This window comes from Bosea sp. Tri-49, assembly GCF_003952665.1.
Classification (GTDB): Bacteria; Pseudomonadota; Alphaproteobacteria; order Rhizobiales; family Beijerinckiaceae; genus Allobosea.
Window position 1 is genome coordinate 5,570,116 of the sequence record NZ_CP017946.1, and the last position, 23,669, is coordinate 5,593,784.

The window sequence follows — 23,669 nt, forward strand, 5'->3', positions numbered from 1 at the left end:
GCGATCAGCCACTTCGTTCGCTCACTGCGGTATCACCGGGGAGCAATAAAAAGGGAGGCAAGATTGTCGGAAACGGAGGACCTTGGTGGAGCTGAGGGGATTCGAACCCCTGACCTCTGCAGTGCGATTGCAGCGCTCTCCCATCTGAGCTACAGCCCCAAGGCGCTGGCCTTCTAGGCCCTGCGTCGCTCTCCTGTCAATCGCTTGCGGCAGGAGTTTTGTGGGCGCTTCTGGAGGAGTGCCCGGTCTTCTCGGAGATGCTGTTCGATGCGTGCCGTTCTCGACGTCGTGATGCTGGCGCTGAACCTCTATGTCTGGATCCTGATCGCCTCGGCCGTGCTGAGCTGGCTGATCGCCTTTAACGTCGTCAACACCCGCAACCAGTTCGTCTCCACGGTCTGGGATTTCCTCTACCGCTTGACCGAGCCGGCGCTGCGTCCGATCCGGAACATGCTGCCCAATCTCGGTGGCATCGACATCTCGCCGATCATCCTGCTGCTGCTGATCTTCTTCATCCAAAGCGTGATCACCCGCTACATCTATCCCAACGTATTCTAGCTGCGGTGACGGCCTGGTCCGTCAGACCGGACGGGCTCGCGATCGCCATTCGCCTGACGCCGCGCGGCGGGCGTGATGCCCTCGACAGGGTCGAAACGTTGGCCGATGGCCGCCAGGTGCTGAAAGCCAGGGTTCGAGCGGCTCCCAGCGAGGGCGAGGCGAATGCCGCACTGGTCGCGCTCCTGGCGGAGGTGCTCGCCGTGTCCCGCTCGCAGTTGTCGCTGACGGCCGGCGCGAGCGCGCGGCTCAAGCGCATCGTCGTCAAGGGCGATGGCGAGGCGTTGGCGGCGCGATTGCAGAAGCGGATTTGCGCGAATTGATGCTGCATTGCAGCAGAATCATGCCAGCCGGCTCTTGACGAAGGCGGTCGCCTTCTGGCCCAACTGCGCGCCATGGACCAGCCAACCTCTCAGCCGTTCCCGCAGCGCCTGACGGAAGGCTATCGCGCCTTCCTCGACGATCGTTTCACGCGCGAGAAGAGCCGCTACGAAGAGCTCGCCGAGAGCGGGCAGACGCCGAAGATCATGCTGATCGGCTGCTGCGATTCGCGAGTCTCGCCCGAGGTGATCTTCGATGCGAGTCCGGGCGAGATGTTCGTGGCGCGCAACGTCGCCAATCTCGTCCCGCCCTTCTCGCCCGACGATCAGCTGCACGGAACCTCCGCCGCACTCGAATACGCGGTGCAAGCGCTTAGGGTCGAGCATATCGTCGTGCTCGGCCATGGCCGCTGCGGCGGCATCAGAGCTTTCGCCGACGATGCGCAGGGCCCGCTCTCGCCCGGCGACTTCATCGGCAAGTGGATCACACTGATCGAGCCGGCGGCGCGCCGCTCGGGCGGGCGCAGCCGCAATGAGAGCTTCGAGGCTTATGTCGAGCGCCTGGCCCTGCTCTCGATCCAGCAATCGCTCGCCAATCTGCGCACCTTTCCCTGCATCAGCATCCTGGAGGGCAAGGGCCGCCTGCACCTGCACGGCGCTTATTTCGCGGTCGCGACCGGCGAGCTGATGCTGCTCGATCCGCAGTCAGGGCAGTTTGTCCCGGCGGTCGGCGAGATGCCGAAGAAGGTCCAGATGATCCGCTGCTCGGAAGCCGAGCCGGGGCAGGGCGGTTGACGTCTGCTCCCGATCGAGCGAATTTTGAATTACCCGCCGCTTGAAACGGCGGTCTCTGGCGAAAAATTTCGCGATCCGGCAGCATTTCGCCGGACTAGCATTTTTGCTGCGCCGCCCCGATGACGAACCCAGAAGCTTGCGCTAGATTGCGCTCTCCCGGTCACCTATCGTTGAAGCTGCATGTTCGATCGTCGTAAGCCCGCCGCCCCGGCGCCCTTCGTCACCCACGAGAATATCGAAGCCAAGGTCAAGTGGTTCGATCCGGAGAAAGGCTTCGGCTTTGCTTCTCCGGCGGACGGCTCCGGCGACGTGTTTCTCCACATCTCGTCCATCGGCCCGCAGGATCCGCAGGATCTGCAGCCCGGTGCGACCATTATCTGCGATCTCGGCGAGGGCAGGCGCGGCCTGCAGGTCGTCTCCGTCCATGAGATCGATGCTTCGACCGCAACTCCCGCTGCGCCGCGCGGCGCCGGCGGCCCTGGTGGCGGCGGTGGCCGTCCGTTCTCGCCGCGCCCGCCGCGTGACGATTTCGGCGGCGGCTATGGCGGTGGCGGCGGTTACGACCGCGGCGACCGTGGTGGCTTCGACCGCGGTGATCGCGGCGGCTTCGATCGCGGCGCCAGCGCGCCGCTGGAAGGGCCGTTCGATGGCGCGGTGAAGTTCTTCAACACCGACCGCGGTTTCGGCTTCATCGCCCCCGACCAGGGTGGGCCGGACGTGTTCTTGCACGTCTCGTCGCTGAGCCGCAGCGGCCTGCAGCCGCCGATGGACGGACAGCGCGTGCGCTTCTCGATCCGCGCCGGCAAGAAGGGCCCCGAGGCCGCCAATATCAGCTTCCTCTGAGAAGCTGAGCGAGATCCTCGCACCGGTCAGGCTGACCAGCCTGATCGGGGTGTGATGTCGATGCGTTGATGAGGCGGCGAGCCGAAAAGGCTGCGCCGCCTCAAACGCGTTCGAGGGCCCGGTGCGGCTGAGCCGGCAAGGTGATGCCGATGGCATCGCCGGCCCTGACCTCGCCGCCTTCGAGCACGATTCCCATGATCCCGGCCTTGCGGATCAGCCCGCCATTGGCGTCGCGACCGAGCACGGCGTTGAGCAGGCCGGGCTGGAAGGCCTCGATCTGGACGCAAGGGTTCCGTAGCCCCGTGATCTCAAGGAGCGCCTGCGCGCCCAGCCGCAGGCGGGCGCCGATCGGCAGGCCGAGCAGATCGATCCCGCGGGTGGTGATGTTCTCGCCCATATCGCCTGGTCGGAGCGAAAAGCCACTGGCTGCAAGTTCGTCGAACAGCTCGACATGGATGAGATGGACCTGGCGCAGATTGGGTTGCGTCGGGTCGACGGCGACGCGCGAGCGATGCTTGACGGTCTTGCCGCAATGGGCGTCGCCTTCGATACCGAGGCCGGCGAGGAGGCGAATCGCTGGCAGGATCGGCTTGCTGAAGTGGTGGCCTTCGTCCCGTGCCACTGCGACGATCGTACCCATCTCTCTGGCCTCCATATCGATGCCTGGTCTTTGGCATGAGGGACGGCCTTTGGGGAGCCGAGCGCGTAACAAAAAACCGGGCCTGTCACCAGGCCCGGTCGATCGCCCCTTTAACGAGATTGCAGATCAGTGCTCGTCGCCCTCGAGCCCGCCGACATGCTTCTGGGTGTAGAGTTCGAGGCCGATGCGGCCGATCAGGTCGAGCTGGGTCTCGAGGAAGTCGATATGACCTTCCTCGTCCTTCATCAGCGCCTTGAACAGGTCTTCGGACGGGTAGTCGCCGACATCGCGGCAGTATTTGGCGGCTTCCTGATAGAGCGAACGCGCCTCGACCTCGGCCTTGAGGTCGCACTCGATCACTTCCTTGACGTTCTCACCGATGCGCAGCGCGTCGAGCGTCTGCAGGTTCGGAAAACCTTCGAGGAAGAGGATGCGGTCGACGAAACGGTCGGCATGGACCATCTCCTCGATCGATTCCTTCTTCCAGGTCTTGGCCATGTCCTTCAGCCCCCAATTGTCGAGCATCCGGTAGTGCAGCCAGTACTGGTTGATGGCCGTGAGCTCGGAGCGCAGGCCCTTGTTGAGGTATTCGATGACCTTCTTGTCGCCCTTCATGGCCGCTCTCCTCGCAATCCATCACATTAGAATGATCCTAATGTAGAGTGGCGAGGCAGGAAAGGGAAGGGCGGATCGAGCAGCCTACCGGAGAAAATGCAACGTGCCGGTCAGGCGGCGACGCGGTCGTCGTTTTCCTCGATGCCGGCCATCATCAAGCCGACAGAGACGTGCACCGAGCAAGCGATGTCGTGGCTGGCGCAGCTATGGCACTGACTGGCGCAGGCGGCGCGTGCCTCCGTGAGCAAAGCGCGGACCTCGCGGGCGCAACGGCCGCAATCCGGGCTGCAGCCGAGGCAATCATAAGCCTCGCCCGCAGTGCGCGGACCGCTCCCGTCCGGCGCGATCGTACCCTTGATCTGCCGGCAGGATAAAACGTTGCAGGAGCAGACGATCACGCCCGGCGGCCACCGGCGACCTTGGTCGCCGTCTCTTCCTCATCGGCGCGGCGCAGGCGCACGATCACCTCGACCGAGGAGATCATCATGCCTTCCGGCGCGACCGGCAGGCCCGAGACGTGGATCTCGGAACCGGGGATGTCGACGACGGTCTCGTCGTCCTCATTGTAGAAGTGGTGATGCTCCGAGACATTGGTGTCGAAGAAGGTCTTCGGCCCGGAGACCGAAACCTGGCGCAACAGGCCGGCCTCGGAGAACTGGCGCAACGTGTTGTAGACGGTCGCGAGCGAGAGCGGCTCGCGGGCGCGCAGCGCTTCCTCGTAGAGCATCTCGGCGCTGACATGGCGGTCGCCCTTGGCGAAGAGCAACCAGCCGAGCGCCATGCGCTGGCGGGTCGGCCGCAAGCCGACGCTACGCAGGCGCGCCTTGACCGCGCTGATTGGGCAGGCGGCGGGCGCCTTCTGCGGCCAGGGAATCTGGTCCACCTGGGCTCGCACCGGGCTGCCATCCTTGAGGGACAGAATGCTCATGAACGCTTTCCAACTCGCAGATCAGTTCTGATGCAGTTTAGAATTTATCTAAACTACTGATATTACTCGTATTTTTGACGCTTCCGAAGCCGACTGTCAATCTCTTCGCACCTGCGGCAAGACGCATCAGGGGGTTGTCCACCACGCGCGCCGGGCGGAGTTGGCCGCTCTTAGTGGCCGCCGCCACCACCACCGGCGGGGGCCGCAGCTGGCGGCTTGGTCATGAACAGGGACAGCAGCACCAGGGAGGCGAAAATGACTGTCAGGGCGAGAAAGACGTCGCCGAACGCCATGACCAGCGCCTGCTTGTGGGCCCGCTGCGTCAGCAGTTTCAGCGCCATCGACTGGGCAACGTCGCCATATTCGATGAAGCGCTGGGTCATCGACGCCAGATTCTCCTCGGCGATCTGGCGGCCGGCGGCGACGGCCTCGTGCAGGCGCGTGATGTGCAGATCGGTGCGGCCGTTGAGCAGGGTGTTGATCACGGCGAGGCCGACCGCGCCGCCAAGATTGCGGGTCAGGTTGTAGAGGCCGGAGGCGTTCTTGAGCTGCTGCGGCGGCAAGGTGCCGAGCGCGAGGTTGTTGATCGGCACCATGCACAGCATCAATGAACAGCCACGCAGGATCTGCGGGATCAACAGTTCGTGAAAATCCCAATCGGAGGTGATCGCCGACGCCATGTAGGTGCCCAGCGCGAAGCCGCCGAAGCCGACCATCATCATGATGCGCGGATCGAGTTTGGTCGACAGGCGCCCTGCGATCGGCGCGGTCAGGAACATGGCGAGGCCGGTGACGAACATGGTCTCGCCGATCATCAGCGCGTCATAGCCGCGGATACGACTGAGATAGACTGGATAGAGATAGGTCAGCCCGTAAAGGCCGATGCCCATGGTGAAAGAGAACAGCGAGCCGAAGGCGAAGTTGCGATTCCGGAAGGCGTAGAGATCGACCAGCGGGTCGTCGCGCGTCAGTGCGCGCCAGAAGAACAGCACGGCACCGATGATCATCACGAAGGTGAAGAGGACGATCTCGTGGCTTTCGAACCAGTCGAGGCGGGTGCCCTCTTCGAGCACGTACTCCATGCTGCCGAGAAAGGCGGCCATCGAGCCGAGGCCGACCCAGTCGAAGCGCTTGAGCAGGCTGTGATCGGGCTTGTCGAAATCGATCAGGTTCCAGGCGGCGATGGTGACGGCGATGCCGGGGATGACATTGACCAGGAAGAGCCAGTGCCAGGAGAAGGCATGGCTGAGATAGCCGCCGACGGTGGGACCGATGGTCGGGGCGAGCGTGGCGATCAGGCCGATCAGCGGCGAGACGATCGGGCGCTTCGAGGCCGGGAAGATGGTGAAGGCCGCGGCGAAGACGCCAGGAATCATGCCGCCGCCGATGAAGCCCTGGACGGCGCGCCACAGGATCATCTCGTTGATCGAGCTCGACATGGCGCAAAGCACGCTGGCGACGGTGAAGCCGGCGGCGGCGATCGAGAAGAAGACGCGGGTCGACAGCGCCCGGCTGAGATAGCCGGACAAGGGAATCATGATGACTTCGGCGATCAGATAGGCGGTCTGGACCCAGGCGATCTCGTCGCTGGAAGCCGACAGTCCGGCCTGAATCTCGGCGAGCGAGGCCGAGACGATCTGGATGTCGAGGATCGCCATGAACATGCCGAAGACCATCGCCATGAAGGCGAAGATCCGGCGCATCGGGATGGCGTCGGCGGCTGGTGGAGCACCAGCGGGAATCGCAGTCGTAGCGGTGGCCATGCCGGCCTCCAAGACGAGCTTCAGCTTCGGGCTTCAGCTTGGGGTTGGAACCGGGCCCCCGGCCCGAGGAGCGCCGTAAGGCGCGGTGCGCTTTGGCCCAGAAGGGGCGAATGAGCCGCTGCGCATCGCCATTTCCCGGTCGGAAAATGGCTCCTCGGGTCGGGGGCCCGGAGGTCTTAGTTTCCGGTGCTTGGACGCGGATCGATCGAAACCACGACCGACATGCCGGGACGCAGCACGTGCCTGGCCGCCGACACGGGCGACAGCGCGATGCGAACCGGGACACGCTGGACGATCTTGGTGAAGTTGCCGGTGGCGTTGTCGGGCGGCAGCAATGTGAAGACCGAACCGGTCCCGCCGGCGATGCCGCTGACCGTGCCCGCGAAGCTCTGGCCGGGCAGGGCGTCGATGGTGATCTTCGCCTTGTCGCCAATCTTCAGGGGGCCGACCTGCGTCTCCTTGAAGTTGGCGTCGACATAGACCTTGTCGAGCGGGACGATCGACATCAGGCGCTTGCCAGCACTGACGAGATCGCCGAGCTGCATGTTGGTGTTGGCGACGAGGCCGTCGATCGGCGCAGCGATCGTCATGAAGGAGAGGTCGCGCTTGGCCTTGTCCTCGGCAACCTTGAGCTCGTCGATCTGGCGGGCGGCCTCGACGCGCTGTGCCTTCAGCACCTCGATATTGGCCGTAGCCTGGACGACGCCGGCCTTGGCGCTGGCGAGCGAGGCGGCGGCCTGATCGCGTGCGGCGGTGGCGGCGTCGAGCGTCGCCTGCGAGCCATAGGACTTGGCGGCGAGGTTGCTCGCGCGCTCGAAATCGGCGGTGGTGCGGGTGACGGCAGCCTCGGACGAGGTCTGCTGCGCCTGTGCCTGCAGCAGGCTGGCGCGGGCGGCCTCGATCTGCGCGTCGATGCGCGACAGGGTAGCCTTCGCCGTGGCGCTCTTGGCCTGTGCACTCTCCAGCGCGATGCGCTGGTCACCGGCGTCGAGCGCGACCAGGGACTGGCCAGCCTTGACCTCCTGGTTCTGCGTGACCGCGATCGTGGCGATGTTGGCCGGCAACTTGGCCGAGATCGTCGCCATCTCGGCGCCGACATAAGCGTCGTCGGTCGAGATGATGAAGCGGCCATTGCGCCACCAGTCGATGCCGAACCCGAGACCGGCGGCGAGCGCCGTGCCGGCGACGAGGATCAGGGCGATGCGCTTGCTGCTGCGACGCTTCGGAGCCGGCTTGTCGCCTGCCTGCGGGGCAGCCGCGCGTTCCTCGTCAGCCTTGCGGGCTTCGACGGGGGCTGATGTCTGCTCGAGCACCGGGTCGACCAGCTTGAGCCGGTCGCGGCGGTCCTCGGAGCGCTTTTCAATGGCGGATTCGACAGTCATGGTGACAATGCCTTGACAATCACAATTCGAACCGCTCGGTTCGATTGCGGTTGAAATAGCGCCGTCCGCGGTGCATATCAAGAGGAAATCGAACCGAGTGGTTCGATTATTTTTGCAAGCGCGAACATGCGCGAAACGGATGGAACACAATGAGCGCGACGCTGGAGCCGCGACACGTCAAGGCGATCTCCCGTAACCGGCGCGTCGCTGGTGCCGACCCCGACAAGCGTCACCAGATCCTCGAAGGGGCGCATGCCGTGTTCGCGGCCCGCGGCTTCGATGCGGCCAGCATGAACGACATCGCCGCTGCGGCGAACGTCTCGAAGGGCACGCTTTACGTCTATTTCGAGGACAAGGAGCACCTCTTCGTCGCGTTGATCGAGCGTGAACGCGAGAAGCAGAAGCAGGGCATGTATGCGGCCCTTGCCGAGGAGCCCGACCTCAGTCTGGCGCTGACGAATTTCGGTGCGGGGCTGGTGCGCCTGTTGACTGGTCCCTTCGCGCTGAGCGCCCACCGGATCGTGCTCGGCGTCGCCGAGCGCATGCCCGATCTCGGCCGCGAGTTCTACGAACGCGGCCCGATGCAGGGCGCGCAGCAGCTGGCCGCCTTCCTCGCCCGCCGCGTGACACAGGGCGAGCTTGCGATCGAGGACACCGCATTGGCAGCAGCGCAGTTCGTCGATCTCTCCCAGTCGACCCTGATGCGCCCGCGCCTGTTCAATGCCGTGCGCACGCCGCCGGGCGAGGAGGAAATTGCGCGCGTCGTCGGCGAGGCGGTGATCACGTTCATGGCGCGTTACAGAGCGCCGCCCAAAGAATCCTGAGCTTTCGCGAAGCGCACGATGTCGGCGAGGACCGGTGCACGGCCCCGAAAGCCGTTGTTCAGCGCGAGCAGGATGCCGGCATGGCCGAGGCCGGGATAGGTCTTTAGCTCGACAGCCGCCCCGGCAGCCCGAAGCTTTGCGGCGAGCGCAATGCTGTTGCGTGGCCTGACCGTTTCGTCCTCGTCGCCGGTTGCGAGGAAGGCGCGCGGTGCGCGAGCACTGGCGAAGCTGATCGGCTGAGTGTCGAGCGGTCGCGGGAATTCGCCAAAGGCGGCGATGCTGCGTGGATCGTCTAGCGGCAGGAAATCATAGGGACCGGCGAGCCCGGCGACGCTGCGTACGAAGCTGGGCGGCAAGCCGGCTCGGGCGAGAAAACGCCGATCCAGCGCCAGCATCATCGCGATATGGGCCCCGGCCGAATGGCCGCTCAGCGCAATGCCGGCAGCATCTCCGCCGTAAGTCGCGATATTGTCGCGGACCCAGCGCAGGGCGAGGGCGCCGTCTTCGACGAAGGCAGGGAAGCGGACCTGTGGCACCAGCCGGTAATCAGGGATGATCGTGACGAAGCCTTGGGCCGCGAAGGCGCGGCCGACGAAGGCATAATCGGCGCGCTCGCCATTGTTCCAGCCGCCGCCATAGAGGAAGACCATAACCGGTGCGCTGCCCGCGCCTTGTTCCGGCACGTAGACGTCGAGCCTTTGGCGCTTGTCCGGTCCGTAGGCAATGTCGCTGGCCGCAAGGCGGCCGCCGGCATCACCGGGCGTGAGGGCATTGAGCAGTCCGAGCGGCGAACAGGCTGACAGGAGTGCGGAGCCAGCCGTGAGGAAGGCGCGGCGGCCGAGGGCGATGAGAGAGGCCATTGCGGACCGAGGCTAGAGTGCGGGCAGAGTCCTGAATAGAGCGCCGCCCGCGAACTGGATGCAGCTTCAGCCTATCGTCCCGTGATCCTGCGCGCCCGGATGCGCTCGCGATGGGCGGTGTAGAGGCCGGAGGCGATGATTATCGCCGAGCCGAACCAGGTGAAGGCGTCGGGCAGCACCGAAAACAGAATGAAGCCGAAGGCCGAGGCCCAGAGCAACTGCACATAGGAGAAGGGCGCCAGCAGCGAGGCGTCGGCATGACGGAAGGCCTGGATCACGAACCAGTGCCCGACGGTCGAGGAGACGCCGATGAACAGGCCGATCAGCACCGCCTCGGTCGTCAGCGGCTGCCAGGTCAGCGGCTGCAGCGCCGAAAGCACAAGGCAGCCGACAACGGCTGACCAAGCCAGGGTGGTGACGGGGTTCTCGGTCGCGCTCATCATCCGGGTGACGATCAGCGCGAACGCCCAGGTCGCTGCCGAGAGAACAGGCAGGATCGAGGCGAGCTGGAAGTCGCTGCCGCCGGGGCGGACGACGATCAAAACGCCGATCAGGCCGACCAGCGTGGCGGTCCAGCGCCGCCAGCCGATCCTCTCGCCAAGGATCGGGATAGACAGGGCGGTGACGAAGAGCGGCGAGACGAAGCTCGTCGCGGTCGCATCGGCGATGGGCAGGTACTTCAGTGACGAGACGAACAGGATCGAGGAGACCGTGACGGCGACGCCGCGCAGGATCTGCATGCTCGCGCGCCGCGGCTTCAGCTGCTTGAAGCCGCCGGGAGCGGCGATCGCCAGCATGATCAGCGCGAAGGCGGCATAACGCAGCCAGACGACCTGGATGGCCGGCGTCGTGGCGGTGAGGTATTTCGAGGCGACATCGGCGGCGGAGAGGAAGACGCTGCCGAGCAGCATCAGGCCGATGCCGCGCAGGCTGTTGTCGCGTCGCGGTGCAGGGCGCTGCGGCGGCTCGGCTGGGGCTGGTTCGACCGGCAGAGGCACTCTGGTCAAGGTATCGGGCAAGGTTTCGGCGAATCTCGGTGAGAGGCCGACCCTAGCCGACGACCGTGGCGGAGCCCTGCGCAAATCCGGCACGGCCGCCATGCATCCGCGCAAGAAAAAGGCGGGCACGAGGCCCGCCTTGAAATTTTATTTAAACGGTCCGGCCTGAGCTCAGGCAGCCTTCTTGCGCGGCTGGATCAGCTTGCGGTTGACCAGAACCTCGGCGATCTGGACCGCGTTGAGCGCCGCGCCCTTGCGCAGATTGTCGGAGACGCACCAGAAGGCGAGACCGTTCTCGACCGTGGCGTCCTCGCGGATGCGCGAGATATAGGTCGCGTCCTCGCCGGCCGCCTCGTGCGGGGTGATGTAGCCGCCGGGCTCGTGCTTATCGATGACGAGGATGCCCGGAGCGGTACGCAGCACCTCGCGCGCCTCCTCGACGGTGACAGGCTTTTCGCACTCGATGTTGACGCTCTCGGAGTGGCCGATGAAGACCGGCACGCGCACGCAGGTCGCGGTCAGCCTGATCTTCGGATCGAGGATCTTCTTGGTCTCCGCCATCATCTTCCACTCTTCCTTGGTGTAGCCGTCCTCCATGAAGACGTCGATGTGGGGGATGACGTTGAAGGAGATGCGCTTCGGAAACTTCTTCACCTCGACCTCGCCGGCGGCGAAGACCGAGCGGGTCTGGTTGAAGAGCTCGTCCATCGCCTCCTTGCCGGCGCCGGAGACCGACTGATAGGTCGAGACGACCACCCGCTTGACGCCGAAGCGGTCATGCAGCGGCTTCAGCGCGACGACGAGCTGGGCGGTCGAGCAGTTCGGATTGGCGATGATGTTCATCTTGGTGAAGCCGGCCGCTGCTGCCGCGTTCACTTCGGGCACAACCAGCGGCACGTCTGGGTGCATGCGCCAGGTCGAGGAGTTGTCGATCACGACGCAGCCCTGCGCGCCGATCTTCGGCGACCATTCCTTCGAAACGGCGCCGCCTGCCGACATCAGGCAGATATCGGTGTCGGAGAAATCATAATGCTCGAGCGCCTTCACCTTCAGCGTCCTGTCGCCGAAGGAGACCTCGGTGCCGATCGAGCGCGAGGAGGCGAGTGCTACGACCTCGCTGACGGGAAAAGCGCGTTCGGCGAGGATGTCGAGCATCTCATGGCCCACATTGCCCGTGGCGCCGACGATCGCGACCTTGAAGCTCATGCTGGAAATTCCTTCTGACGAAACCGGTTCAGCCTCCCCGGGGAGCCGTCGCCGCTGATCTCGTTTGCGGGTTCGGCCGGTTGACCCCGGCCGGGGGGGAGAACCCGGAATCGAGGCGACGTGTCAGTGCGACGTCCGGGTTTTCCCGGCCGTCGTTTTGGTCGTGGTTTTCGTCGTCAGACGGAACGTCACAGAGCCAACCTGAACATCATCGCGAAGCCGGAGGAGAATGTCCGGCCAGCAATCCCAAACACAAGCCGTCGTAAAAAGTCAATCGTCAGAGCCGCCCTGCGGCATTAACCCTGCCTCCTTACCCGCCATTGACCCTGTTTCGTGATGGAAGGTGCCTGGTAACGACCCGCTCACTCGCCCCGGCGAAAGCTCTGCTGCGAGTGGGGCGAGGGCTGCGTGCAGGGGTGCAGGTGGTCAAAAACGGGTCGGGGTCTATTGTGTTAGGGGACTGGATAAACGCCACCTGGCAGCGCCTTCAGCCGCGCCTGCACGTTCTGGCGAACGCTGCGCCGGGACGCTTCGACCTCGCTGCGCGGCTGGTCGACCTTGCCGACGCGATCGAGACCGGCTTTGCGCGGATCATGCGGCCGGCCCGGCGCATCCTGCGCTCCGGTGCAATCGGGCTGACCGGTGGTCTCGTCTGGCGCGGACTTGCTGCCGTGACCGGTGTCGGGTTGACGGCGATGCTCGTTGCGGCACTCTCGTCCGGCTCTTCGGATCCGGCGCTCGCCAGCCTGCCGGGGATGGCCGAGGCCTCGGCTGTTCCTGCGGTGCGCGATGTTCGCCAGCAGGCGCTTCCACTTGCCGCCAAGGAAGAGAATTGGGTGACGATCGGCCGCCCGATCGCGCTCTTCGGTCTGGAATCCCCGGAACTCGACAAGCGCAGCGCCTATGGCGCGCGCCGCAGCCAGGACGGCCAAGGGCGCGAGGACGTGCTAACCTTCGGCGCGTTCGATGACGGCAAGTCGTTCCTGTCGCTGAAGCTCCAGGTCAACCGTGACGCGCAGATGCAGAAAGCGCTTGCCGGCCTGTCGCAGCCCTTCGTGATCACGCTGGTGCGCGAGGGCGCAGCGCGCGGGCTTTCGGTCGGGCGCAGCGGCGCCACCACGGCGATCGAGACCAAATTCGGAACCGTCGAGACTGCGGATGTCGGCTTGAGCGACGGCGCCGCCGGGCGGGCCTGCATTGCCTTCCGCCATCTCGATGCGGCGGCGCATCTCTCCTTCTCGGGCTGGTGGTGCGGCAGCGAGGCCAGGCCGGCCGACAGGGCGCAGCTGACTTGCCTGATCGATCGGATCGACCTTCTGAGCGCCGGTGACGATCCGGAGCTGCGCGCCAGCTTCGCCCGTACCGAGCTCAACCGCAGGCAGGGCTGCTCGGTGCCGCGGCTCGCTGCGACCGGGCGCAAGGGCTCCTGGCTCGACGCCGACGCCAAGGCGCCGGCCCTGCGCACGACCAGCGGCAAGCATGCGCAAGCGCGGTAACGGCCTCGTGTTGCGGCGGCGCACTGGCGGGGCGCAACAAAAGCATTAACTCTGGAATTGTATCGTCAGCGACAGCCGGTCCGCCATCACCACGGCGGGGGCAACCGCCTCAGGAGATCGTCATGCGTTCGCTTTCCCGCCTTGCCGCCGGCCTGGCCTTGTCCGTCGCAGCCGCCACCTTCGCCGCATCGGTGGCCGAGGCGCAGCAGCAGCGCCGTCCGCTGCGCGTCACCGTGCAGAAGCGCAGCTATTTCGACATGGGCAATGTGGTGCCCGTCGGCAGCATGAACCGCTATGCGACCCAGAACATCGTCGCGAGCCCGGTCTATTCCGCGGCAGGTGAGCTTTACGGCGAGGGCACGCTGCCGTCGCGCATCGGCTCGGGCGCCAATCCCTTCGCCAACAGTTTCTCGACGCCGCGCTTCTGAGCCGGCAGCAAGCTTGAAACGAAAAGGCCCGCCGTGAGGCGGGCCTTTTGCTTTTGTGGTCAGCGCACCAGGATGTTGCGGAACTGCCAGGGATCGCTGGTGTCGATGTCCTCCGGGAACAGGCCCGGGCGGCCGTCGAGCGGGGTCCAGTCGGTGTAGTAGCCCTTCACAGGGCCGAGATAGGGCATCTGGATGCCGAGGCAGCGGTCGAGATCCATTTCCTCGACCTCGACGATGCCGGCCTTGGGGTTCTCCAGCGCCCAGACCATGCCGGCGAGCACGGCCGAGGTGACCTGCAGGCCGGTCGCGGTCTGGTACGGGGCGAGCTTGCGCGCTTCCTCCGTCGAGAGCTGCGAGCCGAACCAGTAGGCGCCCTTGTCGTGGCCGTAGAGCAGCACGCCGAGCTCGTCGATGCCGTCGATGACCTCGTTCTCCTCGAGGATGTGGTGCTCTTCCTGGGGGCGGCCGGCATTGCCGAACATCTCGTGCAGCGAGAGCACGGCGTCGTTGCACGGATGATAGGCGTAGTGGCAGGTCGGCCGGTAGATCGCCTTGCCGGCCTCGTCGCGCACGGTGAAGTAGTCGGCGATCGAGATCGACTCGTTATGCGTCACCAGGAAGCCGTATTGCGGGCCCGGGGTCGGGCACCAGCTGCGTACCTTGGTCTCGGCACCGGCCTGCATCAGATAGATCGCCGCCTGCGAGCCGGTCTCGTGGGTGCGGGCGTTGTCCGGCATCCACTTCTCATGGGTGCCCCAGCCCAGCTCGGCCGGCTGAACGCCCTCGGAGATGAAACCCTCGACCGACCAGGTGTTGACGAAGACGCCCGGCGGCTTGGGGTTCTTCGAACGCTGCGTGTCGCGCTCGGCGATATGGATGCCCTTGACGCCGACCTGCTTCATCAGCCCGGCCCATTCCTCGCGGGTGGTCGGCTGCGGCACGTTGAGGCGCATGTCGGCGGCGAGGTTCAGCAGAGCCTTCTTGGCCAGCCAGGAGGCCATGCCGGGGTTGGCGCCGCAGCAGGAGACGGCCGTCGTCGAACCCGGGGCGCGGGCGCGCTTGGCGGCGAGCGTCATCTCGCGCAGCGCGTAGTTCGAGCGCTCGCCCGGACCCTTCGTCTCGTCGAAGTAGAAGCCGAGCCAGGGCTCGTTGACCGTGTCGATATAGAGTGCGCCAAGGCTGGAGCAGAGCTCCATGATGTCGCGCGAACCCGTGTCGCAGGACAGGTTGACGCAGAAGCCCTGGCCACCGCCCGCGGTCAGCAGCGGCTCCAGCATGGTCTTGTAGTTCTCAAGCGTCACGGCTTCCTGGATGAAGCGGATGCCGCGCTCGTCCAGAAGGGCGCGGTTGTCGTCGTCGGGTGCGATCACCACGAACCGGCTCTTGTCGAATTTGAGATGCCGCTCGATCAGCGGCAGTGTCCCGCGGCCGATCGAACCGAAGCCGATCATCACGATCGGGCCGCTGATCTCGCCGTATACGGGCCAATCCGTCATTCTTTTCAACTCCTGGGTTGGTTACTTGCAGAACAAGCGGACGCTGGTATGGCCTGCCGTTCCGGGGGTCAATCCCGCCGGCGCCAGGCCTACGCCCGTCAGTCGTGTGCGCCGGGGTAGTCGGCGTCGAGCACGAAGGGGTAGGGGCCGGGATAGCGCTCGACATAGGCCATGTGGCTGACGAGTCCGGTGCCGGACCGATAGCTGTGCAGATAGTAGGCCGGCGGCTCCATGTGGAAGGTGGCCGGCCCCTCGGGCGCGAGGTCGAGCGTGACCTGATGCGTCACGCTCGGCGCGATCTGCGCAATCGTGCCGGCGAAGCGCGTCGTGATCGGCCGGTGATGGTGGCCGCAGACGATGCGCTCGATGTTCTGATGCCGGCTAATGATATCGCGGAAGCCATCGGCGCCGTCGAGCAGGCGGATGCGGTCCATGTGGATGATGCCGCAGTCGAAGGGCGGATGATGCATGAAGATGACGACCGGCTTGCCGTTCGCGCCGGCGAGCGCGTTCTCCAGGAAGGCGAGGCGCTTGTCGCAGAGCGCGCCGGCGCTCTGGCCCGGTAGAAGGGTGTCGAGGCCGATCAGTCTGATGTCGCCGAGATCGGCGCTGAACTGAATGAAGCCGTCGTCGAGAACCGCATGCGGTCCGAGTTCGAGGCCGGCCGCCAAGGTTTCGCGGCGGTCGTGATTGCCGGGGAGGAGCAGCACGGGCACGTCGATGCGCGTGAGCAGGTTTGCCAGCAGCTCATATTCCTCGGCGAGACCGCAATCGGTGAGATCGCCGGTGATCACCAACGCATCCGGGCGCGGGCGGAGGGCGGCGACCACGTCGAGCGCGCGCTCGGTCAGGGCATTGGTCTCGGAGACGCGATAGGCCGGCTTGCCGAGCGGGCGGATGTGCAGGTCGGTGATATGGGCGATCAGCATGGAGTTACGGTCCGGATCTTGGTCCCCGTCATGCTCGGCCTTGTGCCGAGCATCCACGTCTTGCGACGTGGATGAAGGGGCAACGTGGATGGCCGGGGCAAGCCCGGCCATGACGATGACGGCTGCTTTTCAGTTCGTTGGCAGCTTGAGCGCGGTCTGCTCGACATAAGGCTTCATGATCTCGTCGGCGGTCTTCTGCGCCGAGACCAGCGCCTCCTTAGGCTGCTTCTTGCCAGAGAGCACGGCCTGCAGCTCGTCCTCGATCGCCTTGCGGACCGGAACGGTCTTGTAGGTCGCGAACCAGGGCTTGGCGTAGGCGAGCTGGCTGACGGCGATGCCGGCATCCGGGTTCTTGGCGATGAATTCCTTCATCTCCGGCAGCTCGTAGGCCGCCATGTTCGGGGCGAAGTATCCGGTGGCGCGGCTCCACCAGCCCGATTTCTCCGGTGAGGTCATCCAGTTGATCAGGGTCCAGGCCGCCTTGCGGCGCTCACCCTCGACCCCGGTTGGGATAACGAGCGAGGCGCCGCCGATCGGCACCTCGTTCTTCACGTTCTTCGGCACGAAGGCGACCTTGTAGGGGAACTTCGCGTTGGTGCGGATATGGGTGAGCGAGCCGGTCGAGAGCAGCACCATCGAGGCCTGGCCGGAGAGGAAGGCGGTCGAGACCGCGCCGCCCGCCTGCACGCCGGCGGGATGGACCTTGTGCTTGCCGACGAGATCCGACCAGAAGGTCAGGGCGCCGAGCATTGACGGGCTGTCGTAATAGACCTCGCCGCCGTAATCGACGTTGAACCACTGGCCGCCATTGGACTGGGTCAGGGCCTGCAGGATCCAGCCGCCATAGTCGTAGTTGGACGGCGCGATAATGCCCCAGCGGGTGACGCGATCGCCTTCGCGCTTGGTCAGCTTCTTCGCCGCGGAGGCGAGCTCTTCCCAGTTCGAAGGTAGCTTCTCGGGATCGAGGCCGGCTTCCTTGAAGTGGTCGGCATTGACGTAGAGCAGCGGCGTCGAGTTGTGGAAGGGCACGCCGTAGACCGAGCGGTCGAGCACGGCATTGCCGTGCAGGGCGCGGAAGAACTGGCCCATATAGGCCTCGTTGGTCTTGCCGTCGGTCTTGATCAGATCGTCGAGCTTCTGGATCTCGCCCTCGATCTTGAGGTCGAGCAGGAAGTTGGCCGACATGATCACTGCCGCCGGCGGCTTGCCGGCCTTCATTGCGGCGCGGGTCTTGATCAGGGTCTCGTCATAGGAGCCGGTGTAGACCGGCGTCGCCTTGATCGCCGGGTTCTTCTCGTTGAACTCCTTGATCAGCGCGGTCATGTCGCGGGCGAGCTGGCCGTCGACCGGGACCGGGAAGAACAGCTCGATCTCGGTCGGCGCCTGGGCGAAGGCCGGTGTGATGGCGAAGGAGGCGGCAAAGGCTGCGCCGGCGAGAACCGATCTGCGGGTGGTGCTGGTCATTGTCTGGACCCCTTATTTGATGCCTGACGAGACGAAGGAATTGACGAAGGCACGCTGGAACAGCGCGAAGGCGATCAGCAGCGGCGCGCTGACCATCAGGGTGCCGGCGGCGATGACGCCCCAGGCCTGCGCGCCCTCGGCACCGCGGGTGAACGAGGCGAGGCCGACGGTGAGCGGGCGCAGATCCGGCGAGTTGATCACCATCAGGGGCCAGAGGAACTCGTTCCAATGGCTGGTGACGGAGACGATTCCGAAGGCGATCAGCGAGGGCTTCGCCAGCGGCAGATAGATGAAGCCGATGCGCTGCCAGACGCTGGCGCCGTCGATCAGCGCTGCGTCCTCAAGCTCGCGCGGGATCGCCCTGAAGGCCTGGCGCATCAAGAAGGTGCCGAAGGCGGAGGCGAAATAGGGCGCCATCACGCCGAGCAGGCTGTCATAGAGGCCGAGCTTCGCGATCGTCGCCAGATTGGGGACGATCAGCACGACCGGCGCCAGCATCAGCTGCAGCAGGAAGAGATAGAAACAGAGCGTCCGGCCGGGGAACTCCAGCCGGGCGAAGGCATAGCCGGCGAGCGTGATCATCACGATCTGCCCGGCGAGGATGCCGAAGCTGATGATGGCGGTGTTGAGGCCGTAGCGCGGGAAATCGGCCGAGGCCCAGGCTTCGGCGAAGTTGCCGAGCGTCGGGACATAGGACGGGACCAGCGAGGCCATGCCGGAACCGCCATAGGTGTGCGGGTTGAAGGCGGCGACCAGCATCCAGAGGAAGGGCGTCATCCAGAGCGCGGCGATCAGCAAGGTCGCGGCATAGCCGAGCCTGGGCGTGATCTCGCGATTGGCGACGCCGCTCGAGGCTTCGATCATGGCTCGCGCTCCCCGAAGGAGCGCTCGAGGGTGCGCAGCGAGCTCGCCGAGATCGCGAGCAGCAGCGCCAGCATCACAAGCGTGCCGGCGGCGGCGCGCCCGGCATCGTAGCTCTCGACCGCCTGCTGATAGACGTAGAACAGCAGGAGATTGGTCGAGTCCGACGGTCCACCCTTGGTCAGGACGAAGACGTGGTCGACCTGGGTGACGACGTTGATCAGCCCGATCACCATGACGAAGCCGATGGTCGGCTTGAGATAGGGCAAGGTGACGTAGCGCAGGCGCTGCCAGGGATTGGCGCCGTCGAGGATCGCCGCCTCATAGGCGTCGGCCGGAACCGCCTGCAAGCCCGCGAGGAAGAACAGCATGTAGTAGCCGGCGTTCTTCCAGATCGTCAGGCCCATGATCGACCAAAGCGCGATATCGGGATCGCCGAGCCAATTCGGGCCCGAGATCGCGAGCTTGGCGAGGTGGTAGTCGAGCAGCCCGGCATTGGGCAGGAAGATGAACAGGAAGATCGAGGCGGCGGCGACGAGCGGGATCAGCACCGGCAGGAAGAACAGCGAGCGGAACAGCGCGTTGACGCGGCTCGATCTCGCGAGCGCCATGGCGAAGCCGAGTGCCAGAACAAGGCTCGGGATCACCGTGCCGAAGGCATAGAGCAGGTTGTTGGCGAGTGCCTTGCGGAAGGCGGCATCGGCGAAGAGCGCCGTGAAATTGGCGAGGCCGACATAGGTCTGCGGACCGCCGATCTTGATCTGGTTGTGCAAGGCCTGCCAGGCGACCTGGATCACCGGCCAGTAGGTGAACAGCGTCAGCAGGACAAGCGACGGCGCCAGCAGGCCGAAGGCAAGCATGGTCTGACGGCGAGGCCGCCAGGTCGCGAGCCGCAGCGCCTGCGGCCTTGCCAATCCGCTCGTCAGAACCGTGTCCGCCATCATCCCCGCCTTCGCGGGGGGTGATGGCGCTGCTGGACGACAGTCCGGTGAAGATAGGATGACGCTTCAGCGACGAAGGCGGTGAAATAGCAGGCGCCTGAACGCAGAACGGGCAGACCCTAGGGCCTGCCCGCTGAGCTTGGTGTCGAGGCTGCGACGTCAGGCGGCGCGACGTCGGAGACCCTCCGCGCCCTCGGCCGGGATCAGCGCCCCCGTGGCCTTCAGTACGCCGGTCGCGTCCTGAAGCGCGCCTTCGCGCAGCTCGAGGCCGAGGAAACGGTCACGCTCGACCGGGCCCGGCATGGCGAGATCGGCCATCGGCGCCGCGGTGAAGCCGAAGCGCTCGTAATAGGGCGCGTCGCCGACGAGCAGGATCGCGCCATGGCCGCGGCAGGCGGCGCGCCAGATCGCCTCGCGCATCATCGCCCTGCCGATGCCTTCGCCCTGGAGTTCCGGCTCGACTGCGAGCGGGCCGAGCAGCAGCGCCGGCTTGCCGTTGGCCTCGACATGCCAGAGGCGCACGGTCGCGACGAGCGCGCCGTCGCGCTCCGCCGTCAGGGCGAGCCCCTCGGCTGGCAGGCGGCCGTCGCGCAGGCGCTCGCTCGACTTCGCCGTGCGGCGCTCGCCGAGGCAGCGGTCGAGCAGGGCCTCGCGGGCCGGGATATCGGTCTCGATCTCGTCGCGGATCGTGATCATGACGCACCTCCTACCGGAGCGCCCGCCTCGTCGCGGACCTTCCCGGCGCCGCCCGAAAAGGCGGCCACAAGCAAACAGGGATGTGTGGAAGAGGGTCCGGCGGGAGCCACGCCCGCGCTCCATTCTTGGAGGCGCGGACGTTCCGCCCGGTTTCCCGGGCGGCCTGCCGATTCTTGGCAGGGCGCTTCGCCGGACCCGATTGGTGAGGGGCTGGCGAGCCAGCCCCTATTCGTCAGATGACGTACTGCTTCAGCGGCGGGAAGCCGTTGAAGGCGACGGCCGAATAGGTCGTCGTATAGGCGCCGGTGCCCTCGATCAGGACCTTGTCCCCGATTTCGAGGCTGAACGGCAGCATGTACGGGGTCTTCTCGTACATGACGTCGACCGAATCGCAGGTCGGGCCGGCGAGCACGCAGGGAACCGTGGCGTCGCCGTCCCGGATCGTTCGGATCGGGTAGCGGATCGCCTCGTCCATCGTCTCGGCCAGGCCGTTGAACTTGCCGATGTCGAGATAGACCCAGCGGACCTGGTCGTCCTCGCTCTTCTTCGAGATCAGCACGACCTCCGCCTCGATCAGGCCGGCTTCGCCGACCATGCCGCGGCCAGGCTCGATGATGGTCTCGGGCAGGCGGTTGCCGAAATGCTTCGACAGCGCCTGGAAGATCGCATCGCCATAGGCCGGGACGCCCGGGATCGGCCGCAGATAGCGCGCCGGGAAGCCGCCGCCGAGGTTGACCATCGACAGCGAAAGGCCGCGGGTGGCGCACTCCTTGAACACGGCCGAGGCCGAAGCCAGGGCCGAATCCCAGGCGTTCACATTCGCCTGCTGCGAGCCGACATGGAACGAGATGCCATAGGCCTGGAGGCCAAGGCGATGACCATGCTCGAGCACGTCCGCGGCCATTTCGGGCACGCAGCCGAACTTGCGCGAGAGCGGCCAGTCGGCGCCGGCGCCGTCGCAGAGGATACGGCAGAAGATGCGCGCGCCTTCAGCCTTGGTGGCGGTGGCGGCACGGGCGATCTTCTCGACCTCGGCCTGGCAGTCGACGGCGAACAGGCGCACGCCGAGCTCCATGGCGCGAGCGACGTCGCGCTCCTTCTTGATGGTGTTGCCGAAGGAGATGCGGTCCGCCGTGGCGCCAGCCGAGAGCGCGAGCTCGATCTCGACGACCGAGGCGCAATCGAAGCAGGAGCCGAGCTTGGCCAGCAGGCGCAGCACTTCCGGCGCCGGGTTCGCCTTGACCGCGTAGAAGACGCGGGTGTCCGGCAGCGCCCGGGAGAAGGCAACATAATTCTCGCGCACGACCTCGAGGTCGATCACGACGCAGGGGCCGTCCTCGCGGCGGTCACGCAGAAATTCACGGATGCGCTCGGTCATGAGACGCTGCTCCTCTTCGGCGCAAGCGGCGCCGATACGACGTGTAGCCGTTCGAGTCGTTCGCGATCCGAGGCGCGATGGAGACGCCTTAGGATTGCGGACGAGACGTCCGGACCCGAAACACCGTCGATTGGGAGATTAACCCCGCACGCCCGGCAATGAAGGACAAGCCTCTTCGGTGTTGGCCTTTGGAGGACCAACGAGACCAAAAAAGCCCGCTCCGTCGTTGCTTTAAGCTACGTCCCCCGTGGAGATTCGGGGTTCGCCGGTTTCGCCTCCGGCTGCTGGTCGCTGTTCGGGAGCGGCCCTCTTGCGAGAGCCGGGAGCGTGATTTGAGGGGATGTCCATCCCCCTCCATCCGTTTCCCATCCCTGGCGGCTGTCCGGCCTCTTGTCCGGATGCCCACCGACCAGCACGCGGCCACAGGCACGTGCGAATTGGGTGAGCCCCATATACGGAGGGGTGATCCCGGCTTCAAGTTTTTTCTGACGGCCAGGACCGGATTTTTTAAAGGACGGGGCGATAGCGGCCGGGTGCTCTCCTCACGCGCTCTTAACGCTGGCCCGCGCGGGCCGCGACTGTGCCCTAGACCAGCCCCATTTCATCGCCTAAGTCGTTGGCCCAGCGCGCCTTCGCGCGCCTATATCGATGGGGCAAGCTTCGATCATGACGGTTACCGATCGCCGCCGGGTTCTCGCCGGGCTGAGCGCCGCGCTGTGTGCCACCGTGGCGCCGCAGGCTTTGCTGGCGCAGCAGCCGGAGCAGGCGCCGCCGCAGCCGCGTTTCGGATTTGAGGAGGTGGCGCGCCGGGCCCGCGAGATCGCCGCTGTACCCTATGAGGCGGGGCCCGCGCTGCCGGAGGCGCTGACGCGGCTCGATTTCGATGCCTGGCGCGAGATCCGCTTTCGGCCGGAGCGGGCCCTGCTCGCCCAGTCGAATTCCGGGTTCCGGATGCAGATGTTCCACCCCGGTTTCCTGTTTACGCGGCCGGTGACGGTGAATGTGATCCGGGACGGCGTGCCGACGCCGGTACCATACGCCGCCAATCTCTTCGACTACGGGCGGACCAAATTCGACAAGCCGCTGCCGGTCAATCTCGGTTTCGCGGGTTTCCGCCTGCACTACCCGCTGAACGACCCGCGCGTTTTCGATGAGCTCATCTCTTTCATCGGGGCGAGCTATTTCCGCGTGCTCGGGCGCGGGCAGCGCTATGGCCTGTCGGCGCGTGGCCTTGCGATCGGAGCGGGTATCCCCGGCGGCGAGGAATTCCCGATCTTCCGCGAGTTCTGGGTCGAGACGCCGACGGCCGACGCCGAGCGCGTCACGGTCTATGCGTTGCTCGATTCGCCTTCGGTCACGGGTGCCTATCGCTTCCATGTCTATCCGGACGGCGACAGCGTGGTCGATGTCGGCGCGGTGCTGTTCCCGCGCAAGCCGATCGAGAAGCTGGGTCTGGCGCCGCTGACCTCGATGTTCTTCACCGGCGAGAACGACCGTCGCTTCTATGACGACTTCCGCACCGAACTGCACGATTCCGACGGGCTGCTGATCCATTCCAGCACTGGCGAGTGGATCTGGCGGCCGCTGCGCAATGCTCGCGTCGCGGCCTCCTCCTCCTTCGTCGAGCGAAATGTCCGCGGCTTCGGCCTGATGCAGCGCGATCGCGCCTTCGAGCATTATCAAGATCTCGACCTCGCCTATGAATTGCGGCCCTCCTACTGGGTCGAGCCGCAAGGTGATTGGGGAGAGGGCGTGGTCGAGCTGATCGAGCTGCCGACCACCGACGAAACCAACGACAACATCGTCGCGCTTTGGGCGCCGAAGGCGCCGCTCGAGCCCGGCCGCGAGTTCCGCTTCGGCTACAAGCTGACGGCGATGGTCGATTCCAACGATTTGCATCCTGGCGGGCGGGCGATCAACACTTACCAAGCCAAGCCCAAGGCACTCGGCTCGGGCGAGCCCGTGACGGAGAACGCCCGGCGCTTCATCGTCGACTTCGCCGGCGGCGATCTCGGCTACTATCTGAAGCAGCCGGAAAAGGTCGAGATCGTGCCTTCGATCGCCTATGGCCGGATCAACCGGGCCTTCCTGGTGCCGAATCCGAAGACGGACGGCTTCCGCGCCTTCATCGACATCGTGGTCGAGCCGGGCCAGCTTGCCGAGATGCGCGCCTTCCTGAAGAGCGGCAGCAAGACCCTGACCGAGACCTGGAGCTATCCCTGGCGAGCGCCCGACGCCGGCTGACGCGCCG

The 23,669-nt window shown here is 65.7% G+C and carries 23 protein-coding genes and 1 tRNA gene; 8 read left to right on the top strand and 16 right to left on the bottom strand.

Annotation, left to right across the window (positions count from 1 at the left end):
- Positions 1-83 precede the first annotated feature (83 nt).
- Positions 84-159, bottom strand: a tRNA-Ala gene (locus BLM15_RS26840).
- 108 nt (positions 160-267) lie between these two features.
- Between BLM15_RS26840 and BLM15_RS26845 the strand changes: the two genes are divergently transcribed.
- From BLM15_RS26845 to BLM15_RS32225, 4 genes are all read left to right on the top strand, one after another.
- Positions 268-558 (top strand): YggT family protein, encoded by a 291-nt coding sequence (locus tag BLM15_RS26845; protein ID WP_126115610.1) that lies wholly within the window; start codon positions 268-270, stop codon positions 556-558.
- A gap of 5 nt (positions 559-563) precedes the next feature.
- Positions 564-878 carry a DUF167 family protein gene (locus BLM15_RS26850; protein ID WP_206438579.1) on the top strand — a complete coding sequence of 105 codons (315 nt, stop codon included), beginning with the start codon at positions 564-566 and terminating at the stop codon, positions 876-878.
- A 72-nt stretch (positions 879-950) separates the two neighbouring features.
- Positions 951-1,670, top strand: coding sequence for a carbonic anhydrase (locus BLM15_RS26855; protein WP_126115612.1), 720 nt, complete (start codon positions 951-953; stop codon positions 1,668-1,670).
- A 180-nt stretch (positions 1,671-1,850) separates the two neighbouring features.
- A complete protein-coding gene (locus BLM15_RS32225; RefSeq protein WP_126115613.1) occupies positions 1,851-2,513 on the top strand; it encodes a cold-shock protein in 663 nt (220 codons plus the stop codon).
- A 100-nt stretch (positions 2,514-2,613) separates the two neighbouring features.
- On the opposite strand, the gene BLM15_RS26865 is transcribed toward BLM15_RS32225, so the two are convergent.
- The 5 genes from BLM15_RS26865 to BLM15_RS26885 form a co-directional block, all read right to left on the bottom strand.
- The gene (locus tag BLM15_RS26865) at positions 2,614-3,153 is read right to left on the bottom strand and encodes an MOSC domain-containing protein (RefSeq protein ID WP_126115614.1); all 540 of its coding nucleotides are present in this window, start codon (positions 3,151-3,153) and stop codon (positions 2,614-2,616) included.
- Between the two features lie 126 nt (positions 3,154-3,279).
- On the bottom strand, positions 3,280-3,768 hold the full coding sequence (gene bfr / locus BLM15_RS26870; RefSeq protein WP_057191938.1) for a bacterioferritin: 489 nt from the start codon (positions 3,766-3,768) through the stop codon (positions 3,280-3,282).
- Positions 3,769-4,162: 394 nt separating this feature from the next.
- Complete coding sequence (gene irrA, locus BLM15_RS26875) at positions 4,163-4,696, bottom strand: iron response transcriptional regulator IrrA (RefSeq protein WP_126115615.1); 534 nt, start codon at positions 4,694-4,696, stop codon at positions 4,163-4,165.
- 170 nt (positions 4,697-4,866) lie between these two features.
- A complete protein-coding gene (locus BLM15_RS26880; protein ID WP_126115616.1) occupies positions 4,867-6,459 on the bottom strand; it encodes a DHA2 family efflux MFS transporter permease subunit in 1,593 nt (530 codons plus the stop codon).
- Between the two features lie 176 nt (positions 6,460-6,635).
- Positions 6,636-7,841, bottom strand: coding sequence for an HlyD family secretion protein (locus BLM15_RS26885; RefSeq protein WP_126115617.1), 1,206 nt, complete (start codon positions 7,839-7,841; stop codon positions 6,636-6,638).
- A 149-nt stretch (positions 7,842-7,990) separates the two neighbouring features.
- Here BLM15_RS26885 and BLM15_RS26890 point away from each other — a divergent pair, with 149 nt between their 5' ends.
- Positions 7,991-8,665 (top strand): TetR/AcrR family transcriptional regulator, encoded by a 675-nt coding sequence (locus tag BLM15_RS26890; RefSeq protein WP_126115618.1) that lies wholly within the window; start codon positions 7,991-7,993, stop codon positions 8,663-8,665.
- On the opposite strand, the gene BLM15_RS26895 is transcribed toward BLM15_RS26890, so the two are convergent.
- The 3 genes from BLM15_RS26895 to BLM15_RS26905 form a co-directional block, all read right to left on the bottom strand.
- Positions 8,638-9,525 carry an alpha/beta hydrolase gene (locus BLM15_RS26895; RefSeq protein WP_126115619.1) on the bottom strand — a complete coding sequence of 296 codons (888 nt, stop codon included), beginning with the start codon at positions 9,523-9,525 and terminating at the stop codon, positions 8,638-8,640. The genes BLM15_RS26890 and BLM15_RS26895 overlap by 28 nt on opposite strands.
- 71 nt (positions 9,526-9,596) lie before the next feature.
- The gene (locus tag BLM15_RS26900; protein WP_236846809.1) at positions 9,597-10,523 is read right to left on the bottom strand and encodes a DMT family transporter; all 927 of its coding nucleotides are present in this window, start codon (positions 10,521-10,523) and stop codon (positions 9,597-9,599) included.
- A 171-nt stretch (positions 10,524-10,694) separates the two neighbouring features.
- Complete coding sequence (locus tag BLM15_RS26905; RefSeq protein ID WP_126115620.1) at positions 10,695-11,729, bottom strand: aspartate-semialdehyde dehydrogenase; 1,035 nt, start codon at positions 11,727-11,729, stop codon at positions 10,695-10,697.
- Positions 11,730-12,178: 449 nt separating this feature from the next.
- Between BLM15_RS26905 and BLM15_RS26910 the strand changes: the two genes are divergently transcribed.
- On the top strand, positions 12,179-13,225 hold the full coding sequence (locus tag BLM15_RS26910) for a hypothetical protein (RefSeq protein WP_126115621.1): 1,047 nt from the start codon (positions 12,179-12,181) through the stop codon (positions 13,223-13,225).
- A 122-nt stretch (positions 13,226-13,347) separates the two neighbouring features.
- The gene (locus BLM15_RS26915; RefSeq protein WP_126115622.1) at positions 13,348-13,653 is read left to right on the top strand and encodes a hypothetical protein; all 306 of its coding nucleotides are present in this window, start codon (positions 13,348-13,350) and stop codon (positions 13,651-13,653) included.
- A gap of 59 nt (positions 13,654-13,712) precedes the next feature.
- Here the strand turns inward: BLM15_RS26915 and BLM15_RS26920 are convergent, their stop codons facing one another.
- The 7 genes from BLM15_RS26920 to BLM15_RS26950 all read right to left on the bottom strand — a co-directional run bounded on the left by BLM15_RS26920 (position 13,713) and on the right by BLM15_RS26950 (position 21,418).
- Positions 13,713-15,149, bottom strand: a complete 1,437-nt coding sequence (locus BLM15_RS26920; protein WP_126115623.1) for a homospermidine synthase — start codon at positions 15,147-15,149, stop codon at positions 13,713-13,715.
- Positions 15,150-15,247: 98 nt separating this feature from the next.
- Entirely contained in the window at positions 15,248-16,078 is an 831-nt protein-coding gene (locus BLM15_RS26925; protein WP_126115624.1) for a phosphodiesterase, read from the bottom strand.
- A gap of 129 nt (positions 16,079-16,207) precedes the next feature.
- Positions 16,208-17,542, bottom strand: a complete 1,335-nt coding sequence (locus BLM15_RS26930; protein WP_126115625.1) for an ABC transporter substrate-binding protein — start codon at positions 17,540-17,542, stop codon at positions 16,208-16,210.
- 12 nt (positions 17,543-17,554) lie between these two features.
- Positions 17,555-18,406, bottom strand: a complete 852-nt coding sequence (locus tag BLM15_RS26935) for a carbohydrate ABC transporter permease (protein ID WP_126115626.1) — start codon at positions 18,404-18,406, stop codon at positions 17,555-17,557.
- Entirely contained in the window at positions 18,403-19,344 is a 942-nt protein-coding gene (locus BLM15_RS26940; protein WP_126115627.1) for a carbohydrate ABC transporter permease, read from the bottom strand. Before BLM15_RS26940 ends, BLM15_RS26935 begins: the two co-directional genes overlap by 4 nt.
- Positions 19,345-19,503: 159 nt before the next feature.
- Positions 19,504-20,040, bottom strand: a complete 537-nt coding sequence (locus BLM15_RS26945; protein ID WP_126115628.1) for a GNAT family N-acetyltransferase — start codon at positions 20,038-20,040, stop codon at positions 19,504-19,506.
- Between the two features lie 232 nt (positions 20,041-20,272).
- The gene (locus tag BLM15_RS26950; protein ID WP_126115629.1) at positions 20,273-21,418 is read right to left on the bottom strand and encodes a type III PLP-dependent enzyme; all 1,146 of its coding nucleotides are present in this window, start codon (positions 21,416-21,418) and stop codon (positions 20,273-20,275) included.
- Between the two features lie 666 nt (positions 21,419-22,084).
- Between BLM15_RS26950 and BLM15_RS26955 the strand changes: the two genes are divergently transcribed.
- Positions 22,085-23,662 (top strand): OpgD/OpgG family glucan biosynthesis protein, encoded by a 1,578-nt coding sequence (locus BLM15_RS26955; protein WP_126115630.1) that lies wholly within the window; start codon positions 22,085-22,087, stop codon positions 23,660-23,662.
- Positions 23,663-23,669 lie beyond the last annotated feature (7 nt).

Excerpts from the sequence above, each read along its gene's own strand:
- BLM15_RS26845 (WP_126115610.1), top strand. The coding sequence starts at position 268 with ATGCGTGCCGTTCTCGACGTCGTGATGCTGGCGCTGAACCTCTATGTC.
- BLM15_RS26855 (WP_126115612.1), top strand. The coding sequence starts at position 951 with ATGGACCAGCCAACCTCTCAGCCGTTCCCGCAGCGCCTGACGGAAGGC.
- BLM15_RS32225 (WP_126115613.1), top strand. The coding sequence starts at position 1,851 with ATGTTCGATCGTCGTAAGCCCGCCGCCCCGGCGCCCTTCGTCACCCAC.
- BLM15_RS26865 (WP_126115614.1), bottom strand. The coding sequence starts at position 3,153 with ATGGGTACGATCGTCGCAGTGGCACGGGACGAAGGCCACCACTTCAGC.
- bfr (WP_057191938.1), bottom strand. The coding sequence starts at position 3,768 with ATGAAGGGCGACAAGAAGGTCATCGAATACCTCAACAAGGGCCTGCGC.
- irrA (WP_126115615.1), bottom strand. The coding sequence starts at position 4,696 with ATGAGCATTCTGTCCCTCAAGGATGGCAGCCCGGTGCGAGCCCAGGTG.
- BLM15_RS26880 (WP_126115616.1), bottom strand. The coding sequence starts at position 6,459 with ATGGCCACCGCTACGACTGCGATTCCCGCTGGTGCTCCACCAGCCGCC.
- BLM15_RS26885 (WP_126115617.1), bottom strand. The coding sequence starts at position 7,841 with ATGACTGTCGAATCCGCCATTGAAAAGCGCTCCGAGGACCGCCGCGAC.
- BLM15_RS26890 (WP_126115618.1), top strand. The coding sequence starts at position 7,991 with ATGAGCGCGACGCTGGAGCCGCGACACGTCAAGGCGATCTCCCGTAAC.
- BLM15_RS26895 (WP_126115619.1), bottom strand. The coding sequence starts at position 9,525 with ATGGCCTCTCTCATCGCCCTCGGCCGCCGCGCCTTCCTCACGGCTGGC.
- BLM15_RS26905 (WP_126115620.1), bottom strand. The coding sequence starts at position 11,729 with ATGAGCTTCAAGGTCGCGATCGTCGGCGCCACGGGCAATGTGGGCCAT.
- BLM15_RS26915 (WP_126115622.1), top strand. The coding sequence starts at position 13,348 with ATGCGTTCGCTTTCCCGCCTTGCCGCCGGCCTGGCCTTGTCCGTCGCA.
- BLM15_RS26920 (WP_126115623.1), bottom strand. The coding sequence starts at position 15,149 with ATGACGGATTGGCCCGTATACGGCGAGATCAGCGGCCCGATCGTGATG.
- BLM15_RS26925 (WP_126115624.1), bottom strand. The coding sequence starts at position 16,078 with ATGCTGATCGCCCATATCACCGACCTGCACATCCGCCCGCTCGGCAAG.
- BLM15_RS26930 (WP_126115625.1), bottom strand. The coding sequence starts at position 17,542 with ATGACCAGCACCACCCGCAGATCGGTTCTCGCCGGCGCAGCCTTTGCC.
- BLM15_RS26935 (WP_126115626.1), bottom strand. The coding sequence starts at position 18,406 with ATGATCGAAGCCTCGAGCGGCGTCGCCAATCGCGAGATCACGCCCAGG.
- BLM15_RS26940 (WP_126115627.1), bottom strand. The coding sequence starts at position 19,344 with ATGGCGGACACGGTTCTGACGAGCGGATTGGCAAGGCCGCAGGCGCTG.
- BLM15_RS26945 (WP_126115628.1), bottom strand. The coding sequence starts at position 20,040 with ATGATCACGATCCGCGACGAGATCGAGACCGATATCCCGGCCCGCGAG.
- BLM15_RS26950 (WP_126115629.1), bottom strand. The coding sequence starts at position 21,418 with ATGACCGAGCGCATCCGTGAATTTCTGCGTGACCGCCGCGAGGACGGC.
- BLM15_RS26955 (WP_126115630.1), top strand. The coding sequence starts at position 22,085 with ATGACGGTTACCGATCGCCGCCGGGTTCTCGCCGGGCTGAGCGCCGCG.